General features: G+C 32.3%; 20 protein-coding genes. 7 read left to right on the top strand and 13 right to left on the bottom strand.

Annotation, left to right across the window (positions count from 1 at the left end; all coding sequences use genetic code 11):
• Nucleotides 1-337 precede the first annotated feature (337 nt).
• Nucleotides 338-1,294 (bottom strand): OmpA family protein, encoded by a 957-nt coding sequence (locus tag ABD690_RS01990; RefSeq protein ID WP_344726514.1) that lies wholly within the window; start codon nt 1,292-1,294, stop codon nt 338-340.
• Nucleotides 1,295-1,317: 23 nt separating this feature from the next.
• Complete coding sequence (locus tag ABD690_RS01995) at nt 1,318-2,082, bottom strand: exodeoxyribonuclease III (protein ID WP_344726516.1); 765 nt, start codon at nt 2,080-2,082, stop codon at nt 1,318-1,320.
• Nucleotides 2,083-2,202: 120 nt separating this feature from the next.
• Here ABD690_RS01995 and ABD690_RS02000 point away from each other — a divergent pair, with 120 nt between their 5' ends.
• Both ABD690_RS02000 and ABD690_RS02005 read left to right on the top strand, forming a co-directional pair.
• On the top strand, nt 2,203-5,637 hold the full coding sequence (locus ABD690_RS02000) for a hypothetical protein (RefSeq protein ID WP_344726518.1): 3,435 nt from the start codon (nt 2,203-2,205) through the stop codon (nt 5,635-5,637).
• 73 nt (nt 5,638-5,710) lie between these two features.
• Nucleotides 5,711-6,745 carry a flavin-containing monooxygenase gene (locus ABD690_RS02005; protein WP_344726520.1) on the top strand — a complete coding sequence of 345 codons (1,035 nt, stop codon included), beginning with the start codon at nt 5,711-5,713 and terminating at the stop codon, nt 6,743-6,745.
• Between the two features lie 17 nt (nt 6,746-6,762).
• Here the strand turns inward: ABD690_RS02005 and ABD690_RS02010 are convergent, their stop codons facing one another.
• From ABD690_RS02010 to ABD690_RS02020, 3 genes are all read right to left on the bottom strand, one after another.
• On the bottom strand, nt 6,763-7,803 hold the full coding sequence (locus tag ABD690_RS02010) for a hypothetical protein (protein WP_344726522.1): 1,041 nt from the start codon (nt 7,801-7,803) through the stop codon (nt 6,763-6,765).
• A 227-nt stretch (nt 7,804-8,030) separates the two neighbouring features.
• Nucleotides 8,031-9,578 (bottom strand): glycine--tRNA ligase, encoded by a 1,548-nt coding sequence (locus ABD690_RS02015; protein WP_344726524.1) that lies wholly within the window; start codon nt 9,576-9,578, stop codon nt 8,031-8,033.
• A gap of 63 nt (nt 9,579-9,641) precedes the next feature.
• Nucleotides 9,642-10,529, bottom strand: coding sequence for a hypothetical protein (locus ABD690_RS02020; RefSeq protein WP_344726526.1), 888 nt, complete (start codon nt 10,527-10,529; stop codon nt 9,642-9,644).
• Nucleotides 10,530-10,692: 163 nt separating this feature from the next.
• On the opposite strand from ABD690_RS02020, the gene ABD690_RS02025 reads away from it, so the two are divergent.
• Nucleotides 10,693-11,373 carry a ComF family protein gene (locus tag ABD690_RS02025; RefSeq protein ID WP_344726528.1) on the top strand — a complete coding sequence of 227 codons (681 nt, stop codon included), beginning with the start codon at nt 10,693-10,695 and terminating at the stop codon, nt 11,371-11,373.
• 55 nt (nt 11,374-11,428) lie between these two features.
• A complete protein-coding gene (locus tag ABD690_RS02030; RefSeq protein ID WP_344726530.1) occupies nt 11,429-13,045 on the top strand; it encodes an Ig-like domain-containing domain in 1,617 nt (538 codons plus the stop codon).
• Here the strand turns inward: ABD690_RS02030 and ABD690_RS02035 are convergent.
• Nucleotides 13,032-13,811, bottom strand: a complete 780-nt coding sequence (locus ABD690_RS02035) for an amidohydrolase (protein ID WP_344726532.1) — start codon at nt 13,809-13,811, stop codon at nt 13,032-13,034. The two genes, ABD690_RS02030 and ABD690_RS02035, sit on opposite strands and share 14 nt — an antisense overlap.
• Nucleotides 13,812-13,820: 9 nt before the next feature.
• The gene (locus ABD690_RS02040) at nt 13,821-14,963 is read right to left on the bottom strand and encodes a methionine aminotransferase (protein ID WP_344729273.1); all 1,143 of its coding nucleotides are present in this window, start codon (nt 14,961-14,963) and stop codon (nt 13,821-13,823) included.
• Nucleotides 14,964-15,061: 98 nt separating this feature from the next.
• Between ABD690_RS02040 and ABD690_RS02045 the strand changes: the two genes are divergently transcribed.
• Nucleotides 15,062-17,152, top strand: coding sequence for a S46 family peptidase (locus ABD690_RS02045; protein WP_344726534.1), 2,091 nt, complete (start codon nt 15,062-15,064; stop codon nt 17,150-17,152).
• Nucleotides 17,153-17,203: 51 nt separating this feature from the next.
• On the opposite strand, the gene ABD690_RS02050 is transcribed toward ABD690_RS02045, so the two are convergent.
• Nucleotides 17,204-17,776 carry a hypothetical protein gene (locus ABD690_RS02050; protein ID WP_344726536.1) on the bottom strand — a complete coding sequence of 191 codons (573 nt, stop codon included), beginning with the start codon at nt 17,774-17,776 and terminating at the stop codon, nt 17,204-17,206.
• Nucleotides 17,777-17,861: 85 nt separating this feature from the next.
• On the opposite strand from ABD690_RS02050, the gene ABD690_RS02055 reads away from it, so the two are divergent.
• Both ABD690_RS02055 and ABD690_RS02060 read left to right on the top strand, forming a co-directional pair.
• Nucleotides 17,862-18,767, top strand: coding sequence for a thioredoxin family protein (locus ABD690_RS02055; RefSeq protein WP_344726538.1), 906 nt, complete (start codon nt 17,862-17,864; stop codon nt 18,765-18,767).
• Nucleotides 18,768-18,790: 23 nt separating this feature from the next.
• The gene (locus ABD690_RS02060) at nt 18,791-19,156 is read left to right on the top strand and encodes a hypothetical protein (protein ID WP_344726540.1); all 366 of its coding nucleotides are present in this window, start codon (nt 18,791-18,793) and stop codon (nt 19,154-19,156) included.
• Here ABD690_RS02060 and ABD690_RS02065 read toward each other — a convergent pair.
• From ABD690_RS02065 to ABD690_RS02085, 5 genes are all read right to left on the bottom strand, one after another.
• Nucleotides 19,153-20,922 carry a MutS-related protein gene (locus ABD690_RS02065; RefSeq protein WP_344726542.1) on the bottom strand — a complete coding sequence of 590 codons (1,770 nt, stop codon included), beginning with the start codon at nt 20,920-20,922 and terminating at the stop codon, nt 19,153-19,155. The two genes, ABD690_RS02060 and ABD690_RS02065, sit on opposite strands and share 4 nt — an antisense overlap.
• Nucleotides 20,923-20,925: 3 nt before the next feature.
• Entirely contained in the window at nt 20,926-21,849 is a 924-nt protein-coding gene (locus ABD690_RS02070; RefSeq protein WP_344726544.1) for a M28 family peptidase, read from the bottom strand.
• A gap of 91 nt (nt 21,850-21,940) precedes the next feature.
• Nucleotides 21,941-22,687, bottom strand: a complete 747-nt coding sequence (locus tag ABD690_RS02075) for a succinate dehydrogenase/fumarate reductase iron-sulfur subunit (RefSeq protein ID WP_129759902.1) — start codon at nt 22,685-22,687, stop codon at nt 21,941-21,943.
• A gap of 8 nt (nt 22,688-22,695) precedes the next feature.
• Nucleotides 22,696-24,708 (bottom strand): fumarate reductase/succinate dehydrogenase flavoprotein subunit, encoded by a 2,013-nt coding sequence (locus ABD690_RS02080; protein WP_134198258.1) that lies wholly within the window; start codon nt 24,706-24,708, stop codon nt 22,696-22,698.
• Nucleotides 24,709-24,718: 10 nt separating this feature from the next.
• A complete protein-coding gene (locus ABD690_RS02085) occupies nt 24,719-25,393 on the bottom strand; it encodes a succinate dehydrogenase cytochrome b subunit (protein ID WP_344726547.1) in 675 nt (224 codons plus the stop codon).
• Nucleotides 25,394-25,450: the final 57 nt, after the last annotated feature.

Consider the following 25,450-nt stretch of genomic DNA (forward strand, 5'->3'; position numbering starts at 1 on the left):
AGTTATAATTTTTCTTAAAAAAATGTTTTAAACCTTAAAAAAACAGCCGAAACGCCTTTTTTTTAAGGGTTGATAAGAATCAGCATATCTTAAAGTACTACTAATTACTTAATCCTCTAAAATTAAAAAAAAACTACTTGTTACATGTGTTAACATAAACTTAATAGATAAAATACTGTTTTCTTCGATGAATTGAGTTAATGTTCATTTTTCAAAATTGGTAATATTTTAAATTTATGCAGTAATTATGATAAACAGAGCTTGATTGTAAGCAAAAAAAAGCTTTTCAAATTCGTGAATTTAAAAAGCTTTTACATTTAGTTAAAATAACCTTTTTTTAAATATCGTTAAGAAGTTTAGAAATCTCGTCAAGTTTCGGCGTTAGAATAACTTCTATACGTCTGTTTTTTGATTTACCTTCTGCTGTGTCATTTGATGCTATTGGCGCATATTCTCCTCTACCTGCTGCTGTTAAATTTTCAGGATTAATAGCTGGGTTTTCTCTTAAAATTTGAACTATTGCCGTTGCACGCTTTGTTGACAAATCCCAATTACTACTGATTTGAGAGTTTCCTTTGTATGGAACATTATCTGTATGTCCTTCTATTAATATAGCAATATCTGGGTTTTCAGCTAAAACACTTCCTAGTTGTTTTACAGCTTGTTTACCATTAGCACCCACAGCCCAACTACCTGATTGAAATAGTAATTTGTTTTCCATAGAAACATAAACTTTTCCGTTTCGTTGCTCTACAGTTAATCCTTTACCTTCAAAATCTGTTAACGCGCTAGAAATTGCATCTTTTAATTGAGTCATAGCTGCATCTTTTGCGGCAATAACACTTTCTAATTCCGCTACACGATTTGAGCGTTGTTCAAGCTCTTTTTTTAATGCTTCTAATCTTGTGTTTTCTGCCGCAAGTGCTGTTTCTTTTGCTTCTAGTTGCGCTAATAGTTCTCTATTCTTTTTTGCATTAGCAGCGATAGATGCTGAACTGTTTTTTTCTAATGCATCATATGATGCTCTTAAATTATCTAAATTAGCTTTTGTAGCATCATAATCTGCTTGTAACTTATCTCTTTGAGCGGCTGTTTCATCATATCTAGATTGTAATGCTGCTAAATCATTTTGAGCTTTATTTAAAGACTCTGAAACATTTTCTTTATCTCCTGATAATTGAGCGTTTTCTTTCTTTAAGGCATTATATTTACTTTCTAGGTCTTTATAAACTTTTGGCGAAACACATGAAAACATGGTTACTAATAGTGTTGCTAGAATTACGTTTTTTTTCATTTTACTTTTTTTAGATAAGGGTTTTAATTTTCAATTTCAACTAATATTGGACAATGATCACTATGAACGGCATCTGATAAGATAACAGCTCGTTTTAATTTTTCTTGTAAAGGTTCTGACACCATAGCATAATCTAATCGCCAACCTTTATTATTTGCTCGCGCATTGGCTCGATAACTCCACCAACTATAATTATGAGGTTCTTTATTAAAGTACCTAAAGGAATCTATAAATCCGCTCTCAATAAAATTACCAATCCATTCTCTCTCTACAGGCAAGAAACCTGAAACATTTTTATTTCTTACCGGATCATGAATGTCTATTGCTTCATGACAAATATTATAATCTCCACAAACTATAAGGTTTGGAATTGTTTTTTTTAGATCATTAATATAATCTTGAAACATATCCATGTATTCTAATTTATGTTCTAGTCTTGCTATATTGGTTCCTGATGGCAAGTACAAACTCATAATAGAAACATTATCAAAATCTACTCTAATATTTCTACCTTCAAAATCCATAGACTCTATTCCTGTACCATATTCTATATGATTTGGTTCTGTTTTGCACAAAATAGCAACACCACTGTAACCTTTTTTTTGAGCCGAGAACCAATAATTAAATTTATAACCAGCTTCTTCAAATACATTTAAATCTAATTGCTCTTTTAAAGCTTTTATTTCCTGCAAACAAATAACATCTGGATTGGCACTTTTTAGCCAATCAATAAATCCTTTATTTATTGCTGCACGAATTCCATTAACGTTATAGGATATAATCTTCATCGATATTTTAAGAATTTGAGCTAAAATAAATAATGCTTTACATTTACACTATTAATTTAAAGCCCTTTTAACAAAAACTATTAACAAAATATTTTTAGGTTTACACAGTTAACTACCTAAATGAAGCTATTAACTACATTATTTTTAACCTTTTTCAGCTTTTGTGCATTGGCTCAAGACTTGAACTCTAACTACAAAACAAAAACTGTTGCTGTAAGAGACTCTATTGCTATAGATAGCGTAAGTATAAACCCAAGTTTCTTTTCATTAAAAGTTAACGATAGCACCTATTTAGACGATTCCTATTACACGGTTGATTATGCAAAATCAGTTTTAACTTTAAAAAAACCTATAAAAACAGATTCGGTTACAATAAGCTATTTAAAATATCCTGAATACCTAACACGTACATACCAACAACTTAATGATGATGTTATTGTAAATAGTAGCGGGAAACTTCAAAAACTATACAAACTTTCTCAACCTAGCGAAAAAAACACCTTTACGCCTTTTGATGGTTTAACAACCTCTGGTAGCATTTCGCGTGGTATTATTGTTGGAAACAATCAAAACTCTGTATTAAACAGTGAACTTGACTTACAAATTACTGGAAAGTTAAGCGATAAAGTTTCCTTGAGAGCCTCTATACAAGATGCCAATATACCTTTACAGGAAAGTGGTTATTCTCAACGGCTTGATGAGTTTGACCAAGTATTTGTAGAATTATTTAGTGACAATTGGAAAATACGAGCCGGTGATGTAGACCTAGAAAACACTAACTCCTACTTTGCTAATTTTAGCAAACGTGTACAAGGCTTGTCTGTAAACGCAAAACTAAATCATCCTGAATCTACTACCAACCTTTTTGCAGCAGGTGCGCTAGTAAGAGGGCAATTTACAACAAGCCAATTTATTGCTCAAGAAGGAAATCAAGGACCATACAAGTTAAAAGGTCCTAATGGTGAACTCTACGTGTTAATTGTCTCTGGTAGTGAAACCGTTTACGTAAATGGTATTGCTTTAAAACGTGGTGAAAACGAAGATTATATTATAGATTATAACGCTGGAGAAATTATTTTTAACGCCACATTTCCTATTACTTCAGAAATGCGTATTACAGTTGATTATCAATATAGCGAACGAAACTACTCGCGTTTAGTTGTTTTTGGTGGCGGAAATTACTCAAGCGAAAAATTAAAAATTGGCGCCTCTATTTATAGTGAGAATGATGCTAAAAATAATCCGCTGCAACAAAACCTATCTAACGAACAAATAGAAATATTAGCAAACGCAGGCGATGACACTTCTCAAATGATTGCACCTTCAATAACTCCAGAAGTTTACAACGAAAATAGGATTTTATATAAAAAAGAAATCATTAATGGCGTAGAAGCATTTGTGTTTTCTAACAATCCTGAAGACGAATTATTTAGCGTTAATTTCTCCCTTGTAGGAGACAATCAAGGTAATTATGTAGTAAGTAACATCAATGCCATAACAACCATATATGAATATGTAGCTCCTATAGCTGGTGTTCCGCAAGGGAATTTTGAACCTATTATAAGACTTGTTGCTCCAACAAAATTACAAGTTGCCGTAGTAAACGGAAGTTACACGCCTTCAGAAAAAACACATATTGCTTTTGAAGTTGCTGGTAGTAAAAATGACTTAAACTTATTTTCAGATATAGATGATAGCGATAACGATGGCTTTGCTGGAAAACTTAAAATAGAGCAAGCTATAATAAAAAAAGATAGCCTTTGGAATTTAAACGCATATATTGACGGTGATTATGTTCAAGAAAACTTTAGATCTATTGAGCGTTTATATAATGCCGAATTTAACAGAGATTGGAATTTAGACCAATCTACAGGTATACAAGCTGTAACTAATTACGGGAATCAGTTTTTCTCTAAAACTGGATTACGTGTTTTTCATGCTCAAAAAGGGTATGCTAATTATCAATTTGAACATTTAAATTACTCTGAAAATTTCACAGGAAATAGACATGTAGCAAACGCAAATTTAATTTTAAACAAATGGCAAATCACTACAAATTCTAGCTTTCTCAATGCTACGTCAAACATCAATACATCAACATTTTTAAGAAGCTATAACAGAATTACCTATAGCTTAAAAAAAGCTTGGGTTGGTACCAAAGTAGGACTAGAAGATAATCAGCAAAAAAACATAGAAACTAAAGCCTTTACTGCCTTAAGTCAGAAATATAAATCTTATGAAGTCTTTACAGGTATTGGAGACAGCACAAAAGTTTTTGCCGAAATTGGCTATAAGTATCGAGTAAATGACAGTATAAGAAATGGTACTTTACAAAAAGTGAATACCTCAAACACGTATTATATTGACACACGACTTATTCAAAACACTAAAACCAACCTATCTATTTACGCTAATTACAGAACCTTAAAAGATACTGACCCTAATATTGAAAAAGAACAATCATTCAACTCAAGGTTACAATTTAGCCAGCGATTCATTGATCAGTTTATATTATTCAACACAGCATACGAAACCAATTCAGGAACACTACCTCAACAAGATTTTACCTATGTAGAAGTAGAACCAGGACAAGGTGCTTATGTTTGGATAGACTATAATAACAATGGTATTCAAGAAATAGAAGAATTTGAAGTTGCTCAATTTCAAGATGAAGGCAAATTCATTCGTGTGTTATTACCAAACCAAGTGTTTATAAAAACACATCAAAACAGATTGAGTTTAGCACTAACACTAAACCCTATACAATGGTCTGGTTCAGAGAATGGATTCTTAAAAACGCTATCTCATTTTTACAATCAAACATCTTATTTGGTAGATAGAAAAGAAAAACGTCAAGGAAGCGCTTTTAATCTTAATCCGTTTTATGGCGAAAAAGACAACGAATTAGGACTACAGTCTAATTTTAGAAATGTTTTCTTTTTTAACCGAGGAAAACAACGTTACACATCATCATATACATTTTTAAAAAATGGCTCTCGCAACATTTTAACAGTTGGTTTTATTGAAAACTCACTTACAAGCCACAAGCTGAATTTCAACCATAAGTTTGCAAAAAACTGGTTAATAAACTTATCATCTAGTTTTGATATAAACGAAAGCGAAAGTGAAAACTTCTCAAGTAAAAATTACAAACTAGACGAATTGCGCTTTAACCCAAAGTTATCTTATTTGTTTAGTGATAATGCACAGTTTGATGTTTTTTATCAATACACCACAAAAGATAACACCATTGGAAATGAAGAACAATTGAAACAACAAAATTATGGCTTGTCATTTTCGTTTTCTAAAAATCAAAAAGCAGCGATTAGTGGAGAGTTAAACTATTTTTCAAATGATTTTACTGGAAATGCAAATTCACCGGTAGCGTATCAAATTCTTGAAGGGTTACAACCTGGTAAAAACTTTACGTGGACATTACTAATTCAAAAAAAACTAACCAAGTATCTTGATTTAAACTTGAGCTACTTTGGCAGAAAAACCGAGACAAGCAAAGTCATACATACAGGAAACATTCAGCTTAAAGCATATTTTTAAAAATACGTGCCTTTACAATTTGTGTAAAAGCATTAAAAAATGTATACTCCGCAGATAACATCAAACTGTATTCATGAAAGACTTTGTAATTATAGGCGCTGCACAAGCAGGGCTCTCTATGGCCTATTTTTTAAAAAAAAGCCAGAAAGATTTCTTAATAATTGACAAAGAAAACGAAATTGGCGCTTCTTGGCTTAACCGTTGGGATTCTCTAAAGTTATTTACACCAACAGAGTTTAACCATCTAACAGGTTTACCTTTTCCAGCACCAAAAGGGCATTATCCTGATAAGTATGAAGTCGCTTCTTATTTTAAAAAGTATGTAAAAACTTTTGAGCTGCCTGTTCAACTAAACACACTTGCCAAAGGCATTGAAAAACAAGATAATTGTTTTGTTATAACAACCAATCAACAAGAAATAACTAGCAAACATGTTATTATAGCAACAGGCCCATTTCACATTCCTTACACGCCAAAATTTCACAACAAGCTCTCAAACGATATCTACCAAGTTCATAGTAATTATTACAAAAGCCCTGATCAACTTCAAAAAGGCACTACACTTGTTGTTGGTGGTGGCGATAGCGGATTTCAAATTTTAGATGAGATTTCTAAAAACACAACAGACACCACTTACTTTTCAGGAAACACAGACATTAGAACATTACCTCAAGAAATATTAGGAAAAACGTTGTGGTGGTGGTTTACAAAAACAGGTTTTTTGAGTTTTAGCAAAAAGTCATGGATTGGCAAACGCATTAGCCAGTCTAAGCAACCTATTATAGGTACAGATGTTAAAGCCATTTTAAAACGTAACAATGTAGAAACTGTTGGTTACACTATTGATGCTGTAGAAGACACAATAAAAACAACCTCTAAAAACCTAGAAAATGTAAAAAATATTGTTTGGGCTACTGGTTACAAACCTAACTTTAAATGGATAAAAAACATTGAACTTACAGATGATAACTACCCAAAACACCACAGAGGAATTAGTACAACAAAAGGACTTTACTTTATTGGGCTACCTTGGTTACATACAAGAGGCTCAGCAACATTAGGCGGTATAAAAAAAGATGCGGCTTTTTTAGCTAAAGAGATTTTGTGAAAACCGTTTAAAAAATTTTAATAATATTTTATTTTACGAGACCAAACATACAAGGGCTCGTCATTGACTATTTTAGTGATTTTTATCCAATTTCCCTTTTTGTCGAATTTGTATTTAAAGGCTATAGTTGTTGTGTTGTTATTCTCTAATAATATACTCTTAACAATAAATCCGCTTTTATTATAAAACGTTTCTTGAGAACTGTAAAAGGATTTATCTACTGATGATCTTTTCTCTTGAAACACTTTTAACCCATTTTCATTATACCTATAATTTGTAATTCTAAATTTAGTTGAATCACTCGGCCTAAAGAACACTTTATAGGTTATTAATTTATTTAGCTCGTTATATTTATAAGTCTTTTTGGAATAAACGCTACCTTCTTCCTCAAAATAATTCAGTTCTAATATTTTATTTCCTCGTTTGTCATAACCATATTCATGCAAAGTATTTAATGAGTCTAAAAAATTTAATTTCTTATTTTCTAAATCTCTCAAATTGGGAATATATTTTCGGCTTTTCTTAACAACATAGCCTTGATGATTCAAATCATAAACGATAGAGGGTCTATCTCCTTCTTCATCAATTATTCTCGTTTCAATTATCTTATTATTTTTATTACGAATGAAGTACCAATGAACAAAATCATTTGGTTCACCACTAAAATAATAACTCATCGCAATTGGCTTATTAAAGTTATTATAATGAAACTTGGTAAGCCAAAATTCATTGTTATAATAAAATTCTTTTTCCTCTATAAGATTATTATTTTCATCATAAGTATATTTATATCCCCTTTCAAAACTCCCGTCTTTGTTATACCACGTTTCATTTTTAGGAAGTCCATTTTCTAAAAATTCTTTGTAATAGTTTACATAAAAAACCCAATGATAATTATACCAATACAAATAAAACCTACTCTTTATACCTTTAGGCGCAAAAACTGTTGCATGCCCATAATCGCCATCACCTCTCATAAAAACATAGTTCTGTTTATTTTCATTTAAAAACTCCACTTTCTCCCTAACTGATTTTGGATTACCGTAAATGGTATCCAAATTTTGTTGAGAATAAACAGCCAAGGAAAACAATCAAAAAACAAAAACAAAAACAAACAAACACCTCATAATCAATATAATATATAGAATAAAAATATAAAAATCACTAAATCAAATAAACACAATTGAGTGAAATAGCTCCTTCAATGAGTGAAACAAAAAAATCCCAAGTAAGTTTTACTTGGGATTTTGTTTATAATCATTCCTATACTATATAGTTATAAGAATTATTTCATTTTCATTAACCATTCTTTTACGTCAACTTCTTTTTTTATGATGTCACGTAATTCTTCAACTTTAACACGTTTTTGCTCCATCGTATCTCTATGGCGTATGGTCACTGTATTGTCTTCTAGGCTTTCTCCATCTACAGTAATACAAAATGGTGTACCTGCTGCATCTTGACGACGGTAACGTCTACCAACGGCATCTTTTTCGTCGTAAGTCACATTAAAGTCCCATTTTAAATCATCTACAATATCTTTTGCCATTTTTGTTAACGCTTCGTCTTTTCTTACTAAAGGTAAAATGGCTGCTTTTGTAGGCGCTAATACTGCTGGTAATTTTAGTACAGTTCTTGTACTTCCATCTTCTAAAGTTTCGTCTTGTAAACTATTTGAGAACACAGCTAAAAACATACGATCTAAACCAATAGAGGTTTCTAAAACATATGGTGTATAACTCGTATTATCTTCATGATCAAAGTATTGAAGTTTTTTACCAGAAAACTCTTCATGTTGCTTTAAATCGAAATCTGTACGTGAGTGAATACCTTCTAACTCTTTAAATCCGAATGGGAATTTAAATTCAATATCTGTTGCGGCATCAGCATAATGCGCTAGTTTTTCATGGTCGTGAAAACGGTAATTTTCTTCACCTAAACCAAGTGATTTATGCCATTTAAGACGTGTTTCTTTCCAGTAATCAAACCACTCTTTTTGTGTTCCTGGTTTGATAAAATATTGCATTTCCATTTGTTCAAACTCACGCTGACGGAAAATAAATTGTCTTGCTACAATTTCGTTTCTAAAAGCTTTTCCTGTTTGAGCAATACCAAAAGGAATTTTCATACGCCCTGTTTTTTGAACGTTTAAGAAATTCACAAAAATACCTTGTGCTGTTTCAGGACGTAGGTATAAATCCATGGCGCTATCTGCACTTGCTCCTAGTTTGGTTCCAAACATTAAGTTAAACTGCTTAACGTCTGTCCAGTTTTTAGAGCCTGTTAAAGGATCGGCTATTTCTAGTTCTTCTATAAGTGCTTTTACATCAGCTAAATCTTCTTTTTCTAAAGATTGCCCTAAACGCTTAAGAATGGTATCAATTTTTTCTTGATAACCTAATACTCTTCCGTTTGTTGATACAAACTCGTCTTTATTAAAAGCGTCTCCAAAACGTTTTTCAGCTTTTTTGACTTCTTTATCTATTTTAGCTTCAATTTTTGCACAATAATCTTCTACAAGAACATCTGCACGATAACGTTTTTTAGAGTCTTTATTATCTATCAACGGATCGTTAAATGCATCGACGTGTCCAGAAGCTTTCCAAGTAGTAGGATGCATAAATATTGCGGCGTCTATACCTACAATATTATCATGCATTTGTACCATGGCTTTCCACCAGTAGTCACGAATGTTTTTCTTTAACTCTGCGCCATTTTGTGCATAATCATACACAGCGCTTAATCCGTCATAAATCTCACTACTTTGAAATACATATCCGTATTCCTTTGCATGAGATATTACTTTTTTAAATTGATCATCATTGTTTGCCATAATGCAAAAATAAAAAACCGCTCCAACTAAAGGAACGGTTTTTCAAAAAATAAAGTGGGTTAGTTAATTGAGTGCTATTTTTGTAGACCCTAATTTATTTTGGTCATGAAATACATTTACTAAATAATCTCCTTTTATCAGGTTATTATCAATAACTACATTCATTTTTGTGCAAGTTTCTAAATCGGTGTTTGTGTAGTTTATTTCAGTCTTACCTGTATAAATTAGTGACTTTTCTCCAAAATTGACAACACCTCTATTTGCCACAACATTATTATTTGGGTCTATTATTTGTATATAAATATCTTTTCCACCTTGTGGTGTTAACTTATTTTTTAATAGGGTAAAGCATACTTCAATATGGTCTGCTTTGCTAGCTTTTTCAGTTTCTGATACGCTTTTAGAGCTTACGGTATGTAATGCTTTAGCTTGTATTTGTAACACCGCTAGACTTTGAGCTTCAAGTAAGTTTTTAGAAAGCTTTTCGTTTTTAGATTCTAATGAAGAAATATAGGCTTGTTGAAGCGCTAATTTTTCAGAAACAGCACGTACTTGATCGCTTAAAACTTTGTTTTGATGATTTGCTTCTTGAATTTTACTTAATAGCAAAGCATTCTCTTGTTTTAGAGTACTTAATTTACGGCTAATTTTAGATATTAAAGGAACACTGGTTTTAGCCGCTATTAAAGAATCTAAAACAGCTTGAATTTTAGATTTTGATTGTTGCAACTCTTCTGATAGCATTTCATTTTTAACAGTGACTTTATCATATAAAGCTATCATCTCTGATAGTTCTTTTTGAACAAAACGATGTTCTTGTTCTAAAAATGCTTCATGATTTTTAAGTGTGTTATAACTTGAAAAGCTATATGACCCTAATACAACAAATGCTATTACCAAAGTACCAATAATTAATCTGTAGTTAAAAAATTGAGGGTTAACTATCATCATAATTAATTTTACCCTGCGAAGCTATGACTTATCTTGTTGTTATCAGATTTTAATCGACAAACAGAAAAAAAAATTGTTAAACATATTAAGCAATAACTATAAACAGCTATATATCAACATCATCAATAAAAATTTTTAATATATTTAGTTGTAAATTATCATCATGTTATCTGCCATAATCAATTTATTTTTTCCAAAAGTTTGCTATGCTTGTAATGGGCTTTTACATGATCATGAAAGTTATATTTGCACAACATGTAGGCATGATTTACCTGTTACAAATTTTCATTTCAATAATGATTTAACAGTTTCAAAAACCTTTTATGGCAGAGCGGTTATTGAACAAGCTACAGCTTTATTAAGGTTTACAAAAAAAGGAATCACCCAAAAACTGATACACAATTTAAAATACAAAAACCATGAAGAAATTGGTGTTTTTCTTGGAGATTGGCTTGGTAGTGAATTAAAAACTATTGAAAGCTATAAAAACATTGACATAGTAATTCCTGTACCATTGCACAAAAAGAAATTAAAAAAAAGAGGATACAATCAAGTTGCTAAATTTGCACAACAAATAGCAAAAGCTTTAGATGCTGAATACACTAGCTCTGTACTAATAAAAGTAACTAACACAGCTTCTCAAGTACACAAAAACAGATTTAGCAGGCTACTAAACACTCATGAAATATTTGTAGCAAAAAACAATCCTGAAATAGAAGGCAAACATATTTTACTAGTTGATGATATTATTACCACAGGAGCCACATTAGAAGCTTGCATCAATGTATTAAGCAATGCAAATAATGTTAAAATAAGTATTGCTACAATGGCAATTGCTCAATGAGTATTTCGTTACTAACAAATATGTTGTTTCTTTGTAAAAATTTCAAACGGGTATAATGAAAAAAACGCTATTAAATTTATTCGGCTTTTGCCTTATTAGCATGTTAATAATTAATTGTGCAAATCGCGGTAACCCTAGCGGCGGACCAAGAGACACAACTCCGCCTGAAATAACAAAATCTGAACCTAAAAATTATTCTACAAATTTTAATAACAATGAGATTAAAATTTACTTTGATGAGTATATAAAAATCAAAGATGTTCAGCGCCAACTTATAATTTCGCCACCAATGGACCCAAAACCAGTGATTACACCATTAGGCGGTGCTAGCAAACGTATTACTATAAAAATACTAGACACATTATCTCCCAACACAACATACGCCTTTAATTTTGGAAACAGTATTGTTGATAATAATGAAGAAAATCCATACCCATATTTTAGATATGTTTTCTCTACAGGAAGCACTTTAGATTCTCTTACAGTAAAAGGAACCATAATAGATGCTGAACTTCGCAAGCCTGACAACTTTGTTTCTGTTATGCTTTATGAAGTAGATTCAACCTTTAATGACTCTGTCGTTTACAACAAACTACCACGTTATATAACAAATACATTAGATAGTACAACTGTTTTTTCTGTTGAAAATATGAAACCAGGAAAGTACATGATGGTTGCTATAAATGATAAAAATCAAGATAATAAATTTCAACCGCAAAGTGACAAAATAGCCTTTAGTGATACATTCATTGATGTTCCTACAGACTCAACGGCTTTCTTTACATTAAAGTTATTTAATGAAGAACTTACTCCTAAAATTATAAGGCCAAGATTACTTTCTGGAGAAAAAATAGGTTTTGGGTTTCAAGGAAACTATAATGACATGAGCATTAATATACTTTCAGAAGTTCCTGATGACTACGAATACAGAATCACAAAAGACCAAAAAACAGACACACTAAACTACTGGTATAAACCTAGATTAGAAAACACAGATTCATTAATTTTTAATGTAAGTAACAAAAAAGGATATTCTGAAGACTTCACCATAAGAATCAGCGAACAAAAGCGAGACACTTTAGCTTTAAAGGCTGAACCAACAGGCACAATTAAGTTTTATGAGACGTTTAAGATATATGCATCTACACCACTATCTAAAATAGACGAAGAAAAAATAAAAATTCTAGATAAAGACTCATTAAATGTAGCATTTTCAGCAACTTTAGATTCTTTAGAAAACTCATATGCAATACATTTTGAAAAATCTGAAGAAAACAAATACGCTATTCAAATTTTACCAGAAGCTTTTACTGATTTTTTTAACGACACCAATGACTCTCTATACTTTAACCTAAACACGAAATCTTATTCAGATTATGGTAACGCTCGTGTAACGTTACAAAATGCCGTATACCCAGTAATTGTTCAGTTTGTTGATGAAAAAGGTGAGGTTAAATATGAGAAATTTAGCGAAAAATCCGAGCCTTTAGATTTTAGAAATATGGAGTCTGGAGACTACTTTTTAAGGGTTATTTACGACTCGAATAAAAACAAAAAATTTGACACCGGTAACTACCTTGAAAAAAGACAACCTGAACGTATTAGCTATGCTAAAGAGATTGTTGAAATAAGAGCTTTTTGGGATCAAGTAGTAGATTTTACTCTAGAGTAAACATATCTCTGTCTTGTAAAAACTTCAATTTGTTTCTATAAAAATTTATATGATTTCGCTCTAGAATTACAGTCTCCGTATAAGCTTTGTTTGGTCGTAATGCTGTTATACTTGTTCCTAAAACATCATAAACAGCAGAATGCCCGCAATACTCATTTTGTTTTTCATCATAACCAACCCTATTTACTCCAATAACATAGCACATATTTTCAATAGCTCGCGCCTTAAGTAATGCATCCCAAGCTGCAATACGAGGCTTTGGCCAATTGGCAACATAAATTAAAACATCATAGTCATCAGTGTTTCTAGCCCAAACAGGAAAACGCAAATCATAGCAAACCATGAGGCATAGTTTCCAACCTTTATAAGTTACAATTTGCTTTTTAGTTCCAGATGTATAAACTTTATCTTCACCTGCTAGTGTAAACGTGTGTCGTTTATCATAAACTTCTAATGTTTCATCAGGCTTAACAAATAACAACCTGTTATAATAACATGCATCCTCTTCTATAACTAAACTTCCGGCAAGAGCAATATTATGAGTTTTTGCTATAGTTTTCATCCATGAAACAGTATCACCGTTCATCGTCTCTGCGACAGATTTGGCATTCATAGTAAAGCCTGTTGTAAACATTTCTGGAAGCAAAACAACATCAACCTTATTAGGAAGTTGTGCTATTTTATTTTCAAAATAAGCTCTATTCTCTAAAGGATTTTCCCAAAATAATTCTGTCTGTATAAATGCTACTTTAAGTTGATCTTGCATGATGTTTATCTATATTTTATTTAATATTTCTGCAGCTTGCTTTAACGTCTCATCAGTTTTAGCAAAACAAAAACGCAACATGCTATCGTCTTTTTTGTTTTCGTTAAAAACCGACAAAGGAATAGCCGCAATTTTATGCTCTTTAGTTAGGCGTTTTGCAAATTTCACATCATTTTCTTTTGTTATTTTAGAAAAATCTAAAACCTGAAAATATGTTCCTTTTGCTGGAATAAAATCAAAACGAGAATCTTTTATAAGCTCTAAAAACAAATCGCGCTTTTCTTGGTAAAATCCTGATAATTCCAAATAACGACTCGGTTCTTGAAGGTAATCAGCCAAACCTTTTTGCATTGGGTGATTTACTGAAAACACATTAAACTGATGTACTTTTCTAAACTCAATCATTAAGTCTTTTGGTGCACAACAATACCCCATTTTCCAACCGGTATTGTGAAATGTTTTCCCAAAAGAAGCTGTTATAAAGCTTCGTTTTTTTAATTCTGGAAACAAACAGATACTTTGATGAGATTCATTATCAAAAATAATATGTTCATACACTTCATCACTCAATACAATAATATCTGTATTTGCCGTTAGTTCTTGTAATTTTAGCAAATCGGTTTTTGTTAAAACCGTACCACTTGGGTTGTGTGGTGTATTAATGATTATCATTTTTGTTTTTGCAGAAATCTTACTTTTAACAATGTCCCAATCTATACAATAACTTGGTGCGTGTAATTGTATAGGAATTGTTTTTCCGTTATGTATGGTAATAGCTGGTTCATAGCAATCGTAAGCAGGCGTAAAAATTATTACTTCATCATCAGCTTTAACAAATGCTGATATAATGGTATAAATAGCTTGGGTAGCTCCTGCTGTAACGGTAATTTCATCTTCGGGATGATAACTCGTGTTGTAAAGTAGTTCAAATTTGTTTGCGATCGCTCTTAACAACTCTGAATTTCCTGGCATAGGTGCATATTGGTTATAACCTGATTGCATAGCCTTTGTAACAAAGTCTATAAGTTTTTTATCACTTTCAAAGTTTGGGAATCCTTGAGACAAGTTAATAGCCTGATGCTCTTTAGCCAGCGCGCTCATTATGGAGAAAATAGTTGTACCTACGTGAGGAAGTTTTGATTTGTGTTGCATAATGCTAAATATAATCAGTAATAATGACATTATTTCTATCATTTTAACATCTTTTTTTTAGTGGTTTTTTATCTTTACAGCAATCAAAAAATTACACAATGAAACTATTAAGAATTCTTATACTTTTTATTACCGTTCAAGTCTCTGCACAACAAGGCGGCATGTGGATTCCTTCTCTTTTAGAAGGCATGAATGAAGATGAAATGCAAAGTTTAGGCAGCAAACTATCTGCCAAAGATATTTATGATGTTAACAAATCTAGCCTTAAAGATGCTATAGTGCATTTTAATGGTGGTTGTACTGGAGAAATTATTTCTGACAAGGGACTATTATTAACAAATCACCACTGTGGTTTTAGCCAAATACAATCACATTCTTCTTTAGAAAATGATTATTTAAAAGATGGTTTCTGGGCAATGAATCTTGATGAAGAACTTCCAAACGAAGGTTTATTTGTAGAATTTATTGTTCGTATAGAAGACGTTACTAGCCAAGTTCTTGCTGGTATCACTGAAACTATGACAGAAAAAGAAAAACAATCTCAAATAGACAAAAACAGTAACACGTTACAAACTGAAGTTAAAAAAGAAACGTGGCAAGACACAAAAGTTAAGTCTTTTTACAAAGGAAACCAGTACTTTTTATTTGTAACAGAACGCTATGAAGACATTCGTTTAGTAGGTGCGCCACCAAGTAGTATTGGTAAATTTGGTAGTGATACAGACAACTGGGTTTTTCCTAGACATACAGGAGATTTTTCAATGTTTAGAATTTATGCTGATAAAAATAACCGTCCGGCAAAATACAGCAAAGATAACGTGCCTTACAAACCAAAACACTTTTTACCAATTTCTTTAGATGGTGTTGATGAAGGAGATTTCACTATGGTTTTTGGTTTTCCAGGTCGTACTGACGAATATTTACCAGCCGTAGCTATAGAGCATATAACAACAGAATACAACCCAAGCAATATTGCTATTCGTGAAGCTGCTTTAAAAGTTATTGATGCAGGTATGAAAGCTAGTGATGATGTTCGTATAAAATACGCTTCAAAACAAGCACGTATTGCCAATGCTTGGAAAAAATGGATTGGAGAAAATCTTGGTATTAAGAAAAGTGATGCTGTTGCTGAACGTCGTGCTTTTGAAGCTTCTTTTACCAAAGCTTTAAAGGAAAAAGGTCTTGAATCTAAATATGGTCATATACTTCCAGAATTTGATAAACTGTATAAAGATTTTGCAAGTGTTAATATAAAACGTAGAAACTTTATTGAGGTGTTCTTGGTAACAAACGAGTTAATGCAAATGACTTTTAGAGCCTACCAAGTAGAACAAGGATTAAAACAAAACCCTGACAATCTAGAAAAGAACAAAACGTACATTACAAATCTTTTAAAAGGTGTACATAAAGATTATGATGTAAATGTAGATAAAGGCGTTTTTGAAGCTGTTATGCCGCTTTACAAAAAAAACAATATAGATCCTACAATCTATGATAAAACAGCTTTTACAAATCTTGATAGCGCTTTAAAACTGTTTGATGGGTCTGCTGATGACATCATAAAAAACTTAAACAACGATGCTGCTTATGCGTATGCAAAACCAATGATTGAGGAGTTTTTTAATACGATTAATTCTGAATATCAAGAAAAAAACGAACCTATTACGGCGCTTCAAACCGAATATATGACAGCGCTTATGAAAGCATTACCAAATGCGCGCTATTTCCCTGATGCAAACAGCACACTTCGTGTTACTTACGGACAAGTAAGAGGCTACTCTCCTAGAGATGCTGTATACTACCAACCTGTAAGCTATCTTGATGGTGTTATAGAAAAGTATGTGCCTGGTGATTATGAATTTGATGTACCACAAAAACTTCGCGATTTATATGATGCTAAAGATTACGGACAATATGCTGATAGCAATGGTAAAGTACCTGTTTGCTTTTTAGGAACCAACCACACTACAGGAGGAAACTCTGGTAGCCCTGCTATTGACGCTCATGGAAATCTTGTTGGACTGAATTTTGATCGTGTTTGGGAAGGCACTATGAGTGACATGAATTACGACCCTGAAATTTGCCGTAACATTATGGTTGATTTACGTTATGTATTATTTATAGTTGATAAATATGCTGGTGCAAAACACTTAATTGATGAAATGAAATTGGTTCATCCAAAAAAGTAATGTCATTACTAAAACTTATAAAAAAAAGCCTCTTAGATTAAGAGGCTTTTTTTATGGTTTTTCTTTTACTCTAAAAGAAGCCACTATTTTTAAAACGTCATTCACATAGGTTTCATAGTCTTTTTCTAGAACATTATAGTTTATTATATAATCCTGTTTGTTATAATTAAAAAGTATATCCAAATTAACTATAATACTCCCATCGTAAACACTTTTTGATTTTATTATATAGTATTTACCATAAACATTATGTATATCTGAAGTATAGACAGGTTCATATAAACTTGGTACACCTGAAATAAGTTGTTTTTTTAAAGCTTCTTCTATATTCTCACTTTGATGAGAAGGTGCATCATATGAGATTACATATAGACTATTTGTATGTTCATTATTACGCAAATCGAGTAACGCTTTAGGTGAATGGGTCAACATATAATGCATCCCTAAATAACTACACCAAGTATCAGGAATATTTAGTTCATAGTTTGTCATTCTTGTTTTAGCTGTTTCTGGACTTAAGCAAACATAGATTTTTAAATGCTCTTTTGTTTGTGTTGATGTTTTTGCTGTATTACATCCAAACAAAATTGAAATAAGCAATAACACTGAAATATTTAACTTCATCTATCTTATTATTAAACAATATACAGAGTAAATATAAGTTTAACTTATTCTATAAAAAGAATTATATTTAAAAAAAAATCATCATATGAGACATCTTCTATTTGTATTTGCCCTAACCATTTCTACACAATTTATTTTTTCGCAAACACTAAATCATACGGTTACTGATAAAGATGGTGATTTAAAATTACTAGGAAAAGTAGATGAAACTGGTTTAAAAAAAGCCCCTTTTGCAGAGTGGTTTAATAAATATCATGACGACTACTTAATAAACACTGCTATTACAAAACAGCTAAAAGACTCCTTAAACCAATATCAAATAAAAGTATTTTTTGGAAGTTGGTGCGGTGATAGCAAACGTGAACTACCTAAATTTTATAAAATTTTAGAATCTATTAAGTTCCCAGAAAATCAACTAGAAGTTATTGCTGTTGATGACACTGAAGAAGCCTACAAACAAAGCCCAAATCATGAAGAAAAAGGCTACAACATACATCGTGTACCCACATTTATTTTCATAAAAGACAATAAAGAAATAAACCGTATTGTTGAGTACCCTAAAGAAACGCTAGAGCGCGATATCCTAAAAATTGTAAACAATGAGCGCTACATACCTAATTACAATGCCGCAAATTACATGTTCTATATGGTAAACGAAACACCTTTAGAAGACTTAAAATCAAACGAACAATTCTGGTCATCAAGACTTGCAGAGTTTGTTAATGGTAGCAAAGAACTAAACACACTTGGATATATCTTTTTAAGATCTAATCAAATTGAAAAAGCGTTGTATGTTTTTGATTTAAACACAAAAATATTTCCAAACGGATATAATGTTTATGACAGCCTTGGAGAAGCTTATTTTAAAGCTGAAAAATATACTGATGCCTTGAAAAGCTATTATAAAGTCTTAAGTCTGAAACCAGATGACAAGAATGCTGTTGAAATGATTGAAAAAATTAAAACTGTTGCTGAAAAAAATAAATCTTGATTGTTAACGTTTTAAACTATGATATGAAATTTATTCTTTCAACTTTTTTTCTATTTGTAAGCTTAAGTAGTTTGGCTCAAGAAAAAGGAGCTTCTTGCGAAGTAACACTCACTAAAAAGGAGTTTTTAGAACACCGACTTCCTTTAAAGTGTTTTAAAATTTCAAATGACTCTGTTTTTAAGTCGCTTTCATACAAAATAAAGTTTCAAGGAAAACCCGCTGTAGATGTTAGTGGTGATTTTAGAATTAGTAAAGCTAGATACTATTTACAAACGGCTAAAACTGGAGATAACATCTATATTTTTGATATTATGCTAGATAATGACAATATTGTAATACCTAAAAATATTAGTGTTACATTAATTAAAGAAAAACTAGGTTTTTATTAAACAATCTCCATCTTCTTTAATAAGAAACTCGCATTCATATTCTGACAAATACCTTTCTTAAGTTTATAGTCAAAAAAGAGTTCGTCGTTTACAATTTGCGCATCAAAATAATAGTTCTGTACGGACTCTAACTCTGCCTCAATATCACAAAGGCTTAAATCATGTGTTGCTATTATTCCTGTAGCGTGAGATGCTACTAACTTTTCTACAAACTTTTTTGAACCTATTGCTTTATCAGTAGAGTTTGTTCCTTTTAATATTTCATCAAGAATAATAAAGTAAGATTCATCCTGAATAGCATCAACAATAAATTTAAGACGTGTTAGCTCTGAAAAGAAATAACTACTATCATCTGTTAGTGAATCACTAGTTCGCATGCTAGTAATAAGCTTTATAGGCTGGTAACTGCTTTTTGTAGCACAAACCGGCAAACCAACATTTGCCATAACAATATGTAGAGATACCGTTCTTAAAAACGTACTTTTTCCAGCCATATTTGCTCCTGTGATTATAAAAAACTCCTGATGATTGATTTCTAAATCACTATCAACACGTTTTGTTGCATCTAATAGCGGATGCCCAAGCGCAGTAGATTGTATTGTTATCTGTTTATCTACAATATCAGGAAAAACATATTCTGGATGATTAAACGCAAAATTCCCTAATGAGTTATAGGCATCAAAAAATGTTACTACTTCAAACCATTTTGCTACGGTTTGTTTATAAGTAACTATCCATTGTTCTACGTTGTAGCTGTTTTTTATATCAGTAAGAAATAACCCATTTCCAAAAATAGCCGATATAAGATTGTTCCTATTATCTAATGCATCTAAATGCTTTGAAAATTTGCTAAAAATATGTGAAGCTTTTTCTTTATAGGATTGAATTTCCTTTTGCTTTTCCAGTAATAAATCTGTTGTAAAACTCTCGCTCTCTATGCTATTTAATAATGATGCATACTGCCTAAAAGTATCTTTAACCTTATCTGTTTTTGAGGCTAATTGGTTTATTTTTTTTAAATAGATTCCCGTAATGCCTAGCCCTATTAACAACCAATAACCAATAAAAGAAAATCCGATAATTTTAAAAATTGTCAACCCCAATAATATGAGTGTAATTACCCTAAACACAATAGGAAACCAGCGCATAACATTAGGCAAGAAAACCTTATAAGTTTGCAACCAATTAGTCACAGTTTTTGTAGAAACTTCAACATGAATTAACGATGCTACAGCAGAAAACATTTGGCGCCACTCTGGTTTATTTGCCAACTCTTTAATGGCTTGCTGGCGTTGTGGTATTTCTGAAATATTGTTAGCTTTTAAAGCATTGGCTAACTTATGAGTACCTTCAAAAATGCGTGTTCTATTAATAAATTGAAAAAAAGAACCTTTACCAAATAAGTCTATATCTAAACTGTAAAAGTGCTTTGGATCTTGAAACTCATTTCCTGTTGGCCTGCTATGAAAATCTCCTGAGGCAATAGCAAGTTCTTCTTGATTTAGCCTAACCAAAGCCTTGCTTATGTCGCGTTTATATTTAACATCTGTATATTTTGAAAGTAAGTAAATAAAACTTGTTATTCCTGCTAAACCAATAATTACAGCAATTTGCCAATGATTATAAGTTAAGTAAATAGCAAAAGCTGTTACCAAAAACACAAGTAATCTCAAAGAGCTCAAGGTTAATAGTTTTTTTTGAAAAACCTTTACTTCTGCCTGATGATGCTCTAATTGAGATGTATAAAATGCTTCAGGTTTCTGCATATTCTATAAGTTGATATCATCTAGAGTTTTAAACACTGAAATGATTGTATACACTGCATTTTGATAAAAATTAGGATGAATATTTTCATAATCATCTGTAGCCATATGATAATCTTCATGATCTTCAACTCCAAAATATAAAAAAGGAATACCTTTTCTATAAAATGATCCATGATCTCCTGAAAACGACCAGTTTTGAAGTCCGTCATTTCCATCATGACCTTGTGTTAACACCAAACCTTTCTTGGTTTTAAAACTCGAAATAGCATGGTTTAAATCATCATTAAATCGGGCACCAACTACGTATAGTTCATTGTTATCATTTCTAGAAATCATATCTAAATTGATATTTAACTTTATACTATCAAATGGAACAATGGTATTATTTACAAAATATTTTGAGCCTCTCAACCCTAACTCTTCAGCATCAAAAGCAACTAAAATAACAGAATGCTTTGGCGGATATTTTTTAAAATATTCTGCAAAGGCAAATAGTGCACTTACCCCTGAAGCATCATCATCAGCTCCATTAAATATTTTATTATCATGAATACCTAAATGATCATGATGCGCTGAAATAACAATATAAGATTCTGGTTTTTGAGTACCTTTTATGTAACCTATGATATTTTCTGCTTTATAATTTGAAAACTTAAAACTTTGAGAATACGAATCTGTAAGTGGTAAAACACCTAAATTTTTATAGGCCTTGCGTATGTAATTTCGTGTTTTTTCAGATCCAGGCGTTCCTGTTTTTCGTCCCTCAAACTCATCTGACGACAATACTTCAACATGTTTAAGCAAAGAATCACTATCAAACCAAGATTGCTTAATAACTTTAGATTCTTTCTCAACTACAGCTTGTCCTTTGCAGCCAATAAATATAAGCAATAGCAAAAGTAACAATGGGAAAAACTTATAGTTCATTTCTTTTTGAATTTACACAAAAAATCTCAAGCGTAGACTTGAGATTTCTTTTTTATAATAATTAACGTAAGCATTTTACTTACAAATACTTCTATCCTTTAAAAGCCGCTTTTAAGTATTCGCGGTTCATACGCGCAATGTTTTCAAGAGAAATACCTTTTGGACACTCCACTTCACAAGCTCCTGTATTTGTACAGTTACCAAAGCCTTCTTCGTCCATTTGCTTCACCATGTTTAGTACACGATCAGTTGCTTCAACTTGACCTTGTGGTAATAATGCAAACTGCGATACTTTAGCACCAACAAATAGCATTGCTGACGAGTTTTTACAACTCGCTACACAAGCACCACAACCAATACATGTTGCAGCAGCAAAGGCATCATCTGCATCGTGCTTATTTACAGGAATGGCGTTAGCATCTATCGTATTACCAGAGGTATTTACAGAAATAAATCCACCAGCATGCTGTACACGATCAAAAGCACTTCTATCTACAACTAAATCTTTAATTACAGGGAAAGCTGTTGCTCTAAATGGCTCTATAGTAATAGTATCACCATCTTTAAACATTCGCATGTGTAACTGACATGTTGTTACACCACGATCAGGACCATGTGCTTCTCCGTTGATATATAGAGAACACATACCACAAATACCTTCACGACAGTCATGATCGAAAGCTACAGGTTGCTCACCTTGCTCAATAAGTTGTTCGTTTAAAACATCTAACATTTCAAGGAAAGACATATCTGGTGAAATATCACTTACTGGATAATCTACCATTTTTCCTTTATCGCTTGCGTTCTTCTGACGCCAAATTTTTAAGGTTAAATTCATAGTCTTTCTTATTTATACGAACGTTGTTTTAATTCAATATCTTTAAATTCCAAGTCTTCTTTATGAAGCACTGCATCTTTAGGTTCTCCTTTGTATTCCCAAGCTGCTACATACGTAAAGTTTTCGTCATCACGTTTTGCTTCACCTTTTTGAGGACCGTCTTCTTCAACAGATTCTTCTCTAAAGTGACCTCCACAAGATTCTGTCCTATGTAAAGCATCTTTAGCAAATAATTCTCCTAATTCTAAAAAGTCTGCTACACGACCAGCTTTTGCAAGTTCTTCGTTGTATTCATCAGCTGTTCCTGGAACTTTAACATCTGCCCAGAACTCTTTACGAAGTGTTGAGATTTCTTCAATAGCTTCTTTTAATCCTTTTTCGTTACGAGACATTCCAACTTTATTCCACATGATTTTTCCTAATTTCTTATGGAAGTAATCTACAGAATGTGATCCGTTGTTGTTGATTAAACTTGCTATTCTATCTTTTACATTTTTCTCTGCTTCTTCAAACTCTTTAGTATCTGTAGAAATAGGTCCTGTTCTAATATCATCAGCTAAATAATCTCCGATAGTGTATGGTAATACAAAGTAACCATCAGCTAAACCTTGCATTAATGCCGAAGCACCAAGACGGTTAGCACCATGATCAGAGAAGTTAGCTTCACCAATAGCATATAATCCAGGTACGGTTGTCATTAAGTTATAATCTACCCAAATTCCTCCCATAGTATAGTGTACCGCAGGATAAATCATCATTGGTGTTTCGTATGGGTTTTGATCTACGATTTTTTCGTACATCTGGAATAAGTTACCATACTTAACTCTTACAACTTCTTGACCTAATTTTTTAACCAGAGCTGCATCGTTTTCATCTAAACCTTTAATGTGCGCTTGTTCTTTTCCGTAACGTTGAATTGCCGAAGCAAAATCTAAATAAACAGCTTCACCAGTTGCATTTACTCCGTAACCAGCATCGCAACGCTCTTTAGCTGCACGAGAAGCAACATCACGAGGTACAAGGTTACCAAACGCTGGATAACGACGCTCTAGGTAATAATCTCTATCTTCTTCAGCTATTTGTGTTGGTTTTAATTGACCAGCTCTAATAGCTTCTACATCTTTCATGTGTTTTGGAACCCAAATACGACCATCGTTTCTTAAAGATTCAGACATTAACGTTAGTTTAGACTGATGATCTCCAGAAACCGGAATACATGTTGGGTGAATTTGTGTATAACAAGGGTTCGCGAAGTAAGCACCACGTTTGTGAGCTTTCCAAGCTGCAGTAACATTACTTCCCATCGCATTAGTTGATAAGAAGAATACGTTACCATAACCACCTGTTCCTAAAACAACAGCGTGCGCTGAATGTCTTTCTATTTCTCCTGTAATTAAATTACGCGTTATAATTCCACGCGCTTTACCATCAACGATAACAACATCTAGCATTTCGTGACGGTTGTACATTTTTATTTTTCCACGACCAATTTGGCGGTTCATAGCAGAGTATGCACCTAATAATAACTGCTGACCTGTTTGACCTGCTGCATAAAATGTACGCGATACTAATACACCACCAAAAGAACGGTTGTCTAAAAGTCCACCATACTCACGTGCAAAAGGCACACCTTGCGCCACACATTGGTCAATAATATTTGCTGAAACCTCAGCCAAACGGTATACGTTTGCTTCACGAGAACGGTAATCACCACCTTTTACAGTATCGTAAAATAATCGGTAGGTAGAATCACCATCTCCTTGGTAGTTTTTTGCTGCATTAATACCACCTTGAGCCGCAATAGAGTGCGCACGTCTTGGTGAATCTTGAAAGCAAAATGCTTTTACATTGTAACCTAGCTCTGCTAAAGTTGCAGCAGCAGAACCACCTGCTAATCCTGTACCAACAACAATAACATCAATAAGACGCTTGTTTGCTGGGTTAACAAGATTGATATGATTTTTATAATTTGTCCATTTGTCTGCAATTGGACCTTGAGGTATTTTAGAATCTAAAGCCATATTAGATATTTTATTGTCCTGTTAAATGATGAAATAATGCTATAAAGATGAATCCTGCTGGAATACCTATGGCATAAATTTTACTAAATGTTTTCAATCCTTTAGTGTACTTGTTGTTAGCACCAACCGATTGAAATGCCGAATTAAAACCATGCAGTAGGTGCAATGCTAAAAACACAAATGCTACTACATAAGCTCCAACACGAAGTGGACTATGGAATTTTTCTACTAATTCGTGAAAGTATCTGAACTCACCATTGTGCATGCCAGACATATCACCAACAATATATTTTGTATTAATCTCTGGAATCCAGAAATCAATAAAGTGAAGCACTATAAAAGCTAAAATTGCTAAACCACTCCAAATCATGTTACGGCTCATCCATGATGAATTTGCAGCTCCATTGTTTTTAGCGTAGCTTATTTGTCTTGCTTTGTTGTTTTTAATTTCTAGTACAAAACCCATCACAAAGTGAAAGATGACACCAAAAATTAATACAGGTTGCAATAAATACTGTACAGCCCAAAATGTTCCCATAAAATGAGAAGCTTCGTTAAATGCGTCTGCACTAAAAACTGAAAGAATATTAATTGCAAAATGCTGTAATAAGAAAATCATAAGGAAGAGTGCCGAAAGTGCCATGGCAAATTTTCTTCCAATCGAAGAATTTAGAATTCCGCTCATTGTTGAAGTTTAGTTTTTTAATCCCAACAAAGATACGCTACATTCAAATTTTAGACA

This window comes from Corallibacter vietnamensis, from assembly GCF_039537875.1.
GTDB lineage: Bacteria > Bacteroidota > Bacteroidia > Flavobacteriales > Flavobacteriaceae > Corallibacter > Corallibacter vietnamensis.

Bases quoted from the DNA above. Each gene is read 5' to 3' on its own strand.
- ABD690_RS01990 (WP_344726514.1), bottom strand. From the start codon at position 1,294: ATGAAAAAAAACGTAATTCTAGCAACACTATTAGTAACCATGTTTTCA.
- ABD690_RS02035 (WP_344726532.1), bottom strand. From the start codon at position 13,811: ATGCAAGATCAACTTAAAGTAGCATTTATACAGACAGAATTATTTTGG.
- ABD690_RS02050 (WP_344726536.1), bottom strand. From the start codon at position 17,776: ATGAAGTTAAATATTTCAGTGTTATTGCTTATTTCAATTTTGTTTGGA.
- ABD690_RS02020 (WP_344726526.1), bottom strand. From the start codon at position 10,529: ATGATGATAGTTAACCCTCAATTTTTTAACTACAGATTAATTATTGGT.
- ABD690_RS02060 (WP_344726540.1), top strand. From the start codon at position 18,791: ATGAAATTTATTCTTTCAACTTTTTTTCTATTTGTAAGCTTAAGTAGT.
- ABD690_RS01995 (WP_344726516.1), bottom strand. From the start codon at position 2,082: ATGAAGATTATATCCTATAACGTTAATGGAATTCGTGCAGCAATAAAT.
- ABD690_RS02000 (WP_344726518.1), top strand. From the start codon at position 2,203: ATGAAGCTATTAACTACATTATTTTTAACCTTTTTCAGCTTTTGTGCA.
- ABD690_RS02075 (WP_129759902.1), bottom strand. From the start codon at position 22,687: ATGAATTTAACCTTAAAAATTTGGCGTCAGAAGAACGCAAGCGATAAA.
- ABD690_RS02045 (WP_344726534.1), top strand. From the start codon at position 15,062: ATGAAACTATTAAGAATTCTTATACTTTTTATTACCGTTCAAGTCTCT.
- ABD690_RS02030 (WP_344726530.1), top strand. From the start codon at position 11,429: ATGAAAAAAACGCTATTAAATTTATTCGGCTTTTGCCTTATTAGCATG.
- ABD690_RS02085 (WP_344726547.1), bottom strand. From the start codon at position 25,393: ATGAGCGGAATTCTAAATTCTTCGATTGGAAGAAAATTTGCCATGGCA.
- ABD690_RS02065 (WP_344726542.1), bottom strand. From the start codon at position 20,922: ATGCAGAAACCTGAAGCATTTTATACATCTCAATTAGAGCATCATCAG.
- ABD690_RS02005 (WP_344726520.1), top strand. From the start codon at position 5,711: ATGAAAGACTTTGTAATTATAGGCGCTGCACAAGCAGGGCTCTCTATG.
- ABD690_RS02055 (WP_344726538.1), top strand. From the start codon at position 17,862: ATGAGACATCTTCTATTTGTATTTGCCCTAACCATTTCTACACAATTT.
- ABD690_RS02025 (WP_344726528.1), top strand. From the start codon at position 10,693: ATGTTATCTGCCATAATCAATTTATTTTTTCCAAAAGTTTGCTATGCT.
- ABD690_RS02070 (WP_344726544.1), bottom strand. From the start codon at position 21,849: ATGAACTATAAGTTTTTCCCATTGTTACTTTTGCTATTGCTTATATTT.
- ABD690_RS02080 (WP_134198258.1), bottom strand. From the start codon at position 24,708: ATGGCTTTAGATTCTAAAATACCTCAAGGTCCAATTGCAGACAAATGG.
- ABD690_RS02040 (WP_344729273.1), bottom strand. From the start codon at position 14,963: ATGCAACACAAATCAAAACTTCCTCACGTAGGTACAACTATTTTCTCC.
- ABD690_RS02015 (WP_344726524.1), bottom strand. From the start codon at position 9,578: ATGGCAAACAATGATGATCAATTTAAAAAAGTAATATCTCATGCAAAG.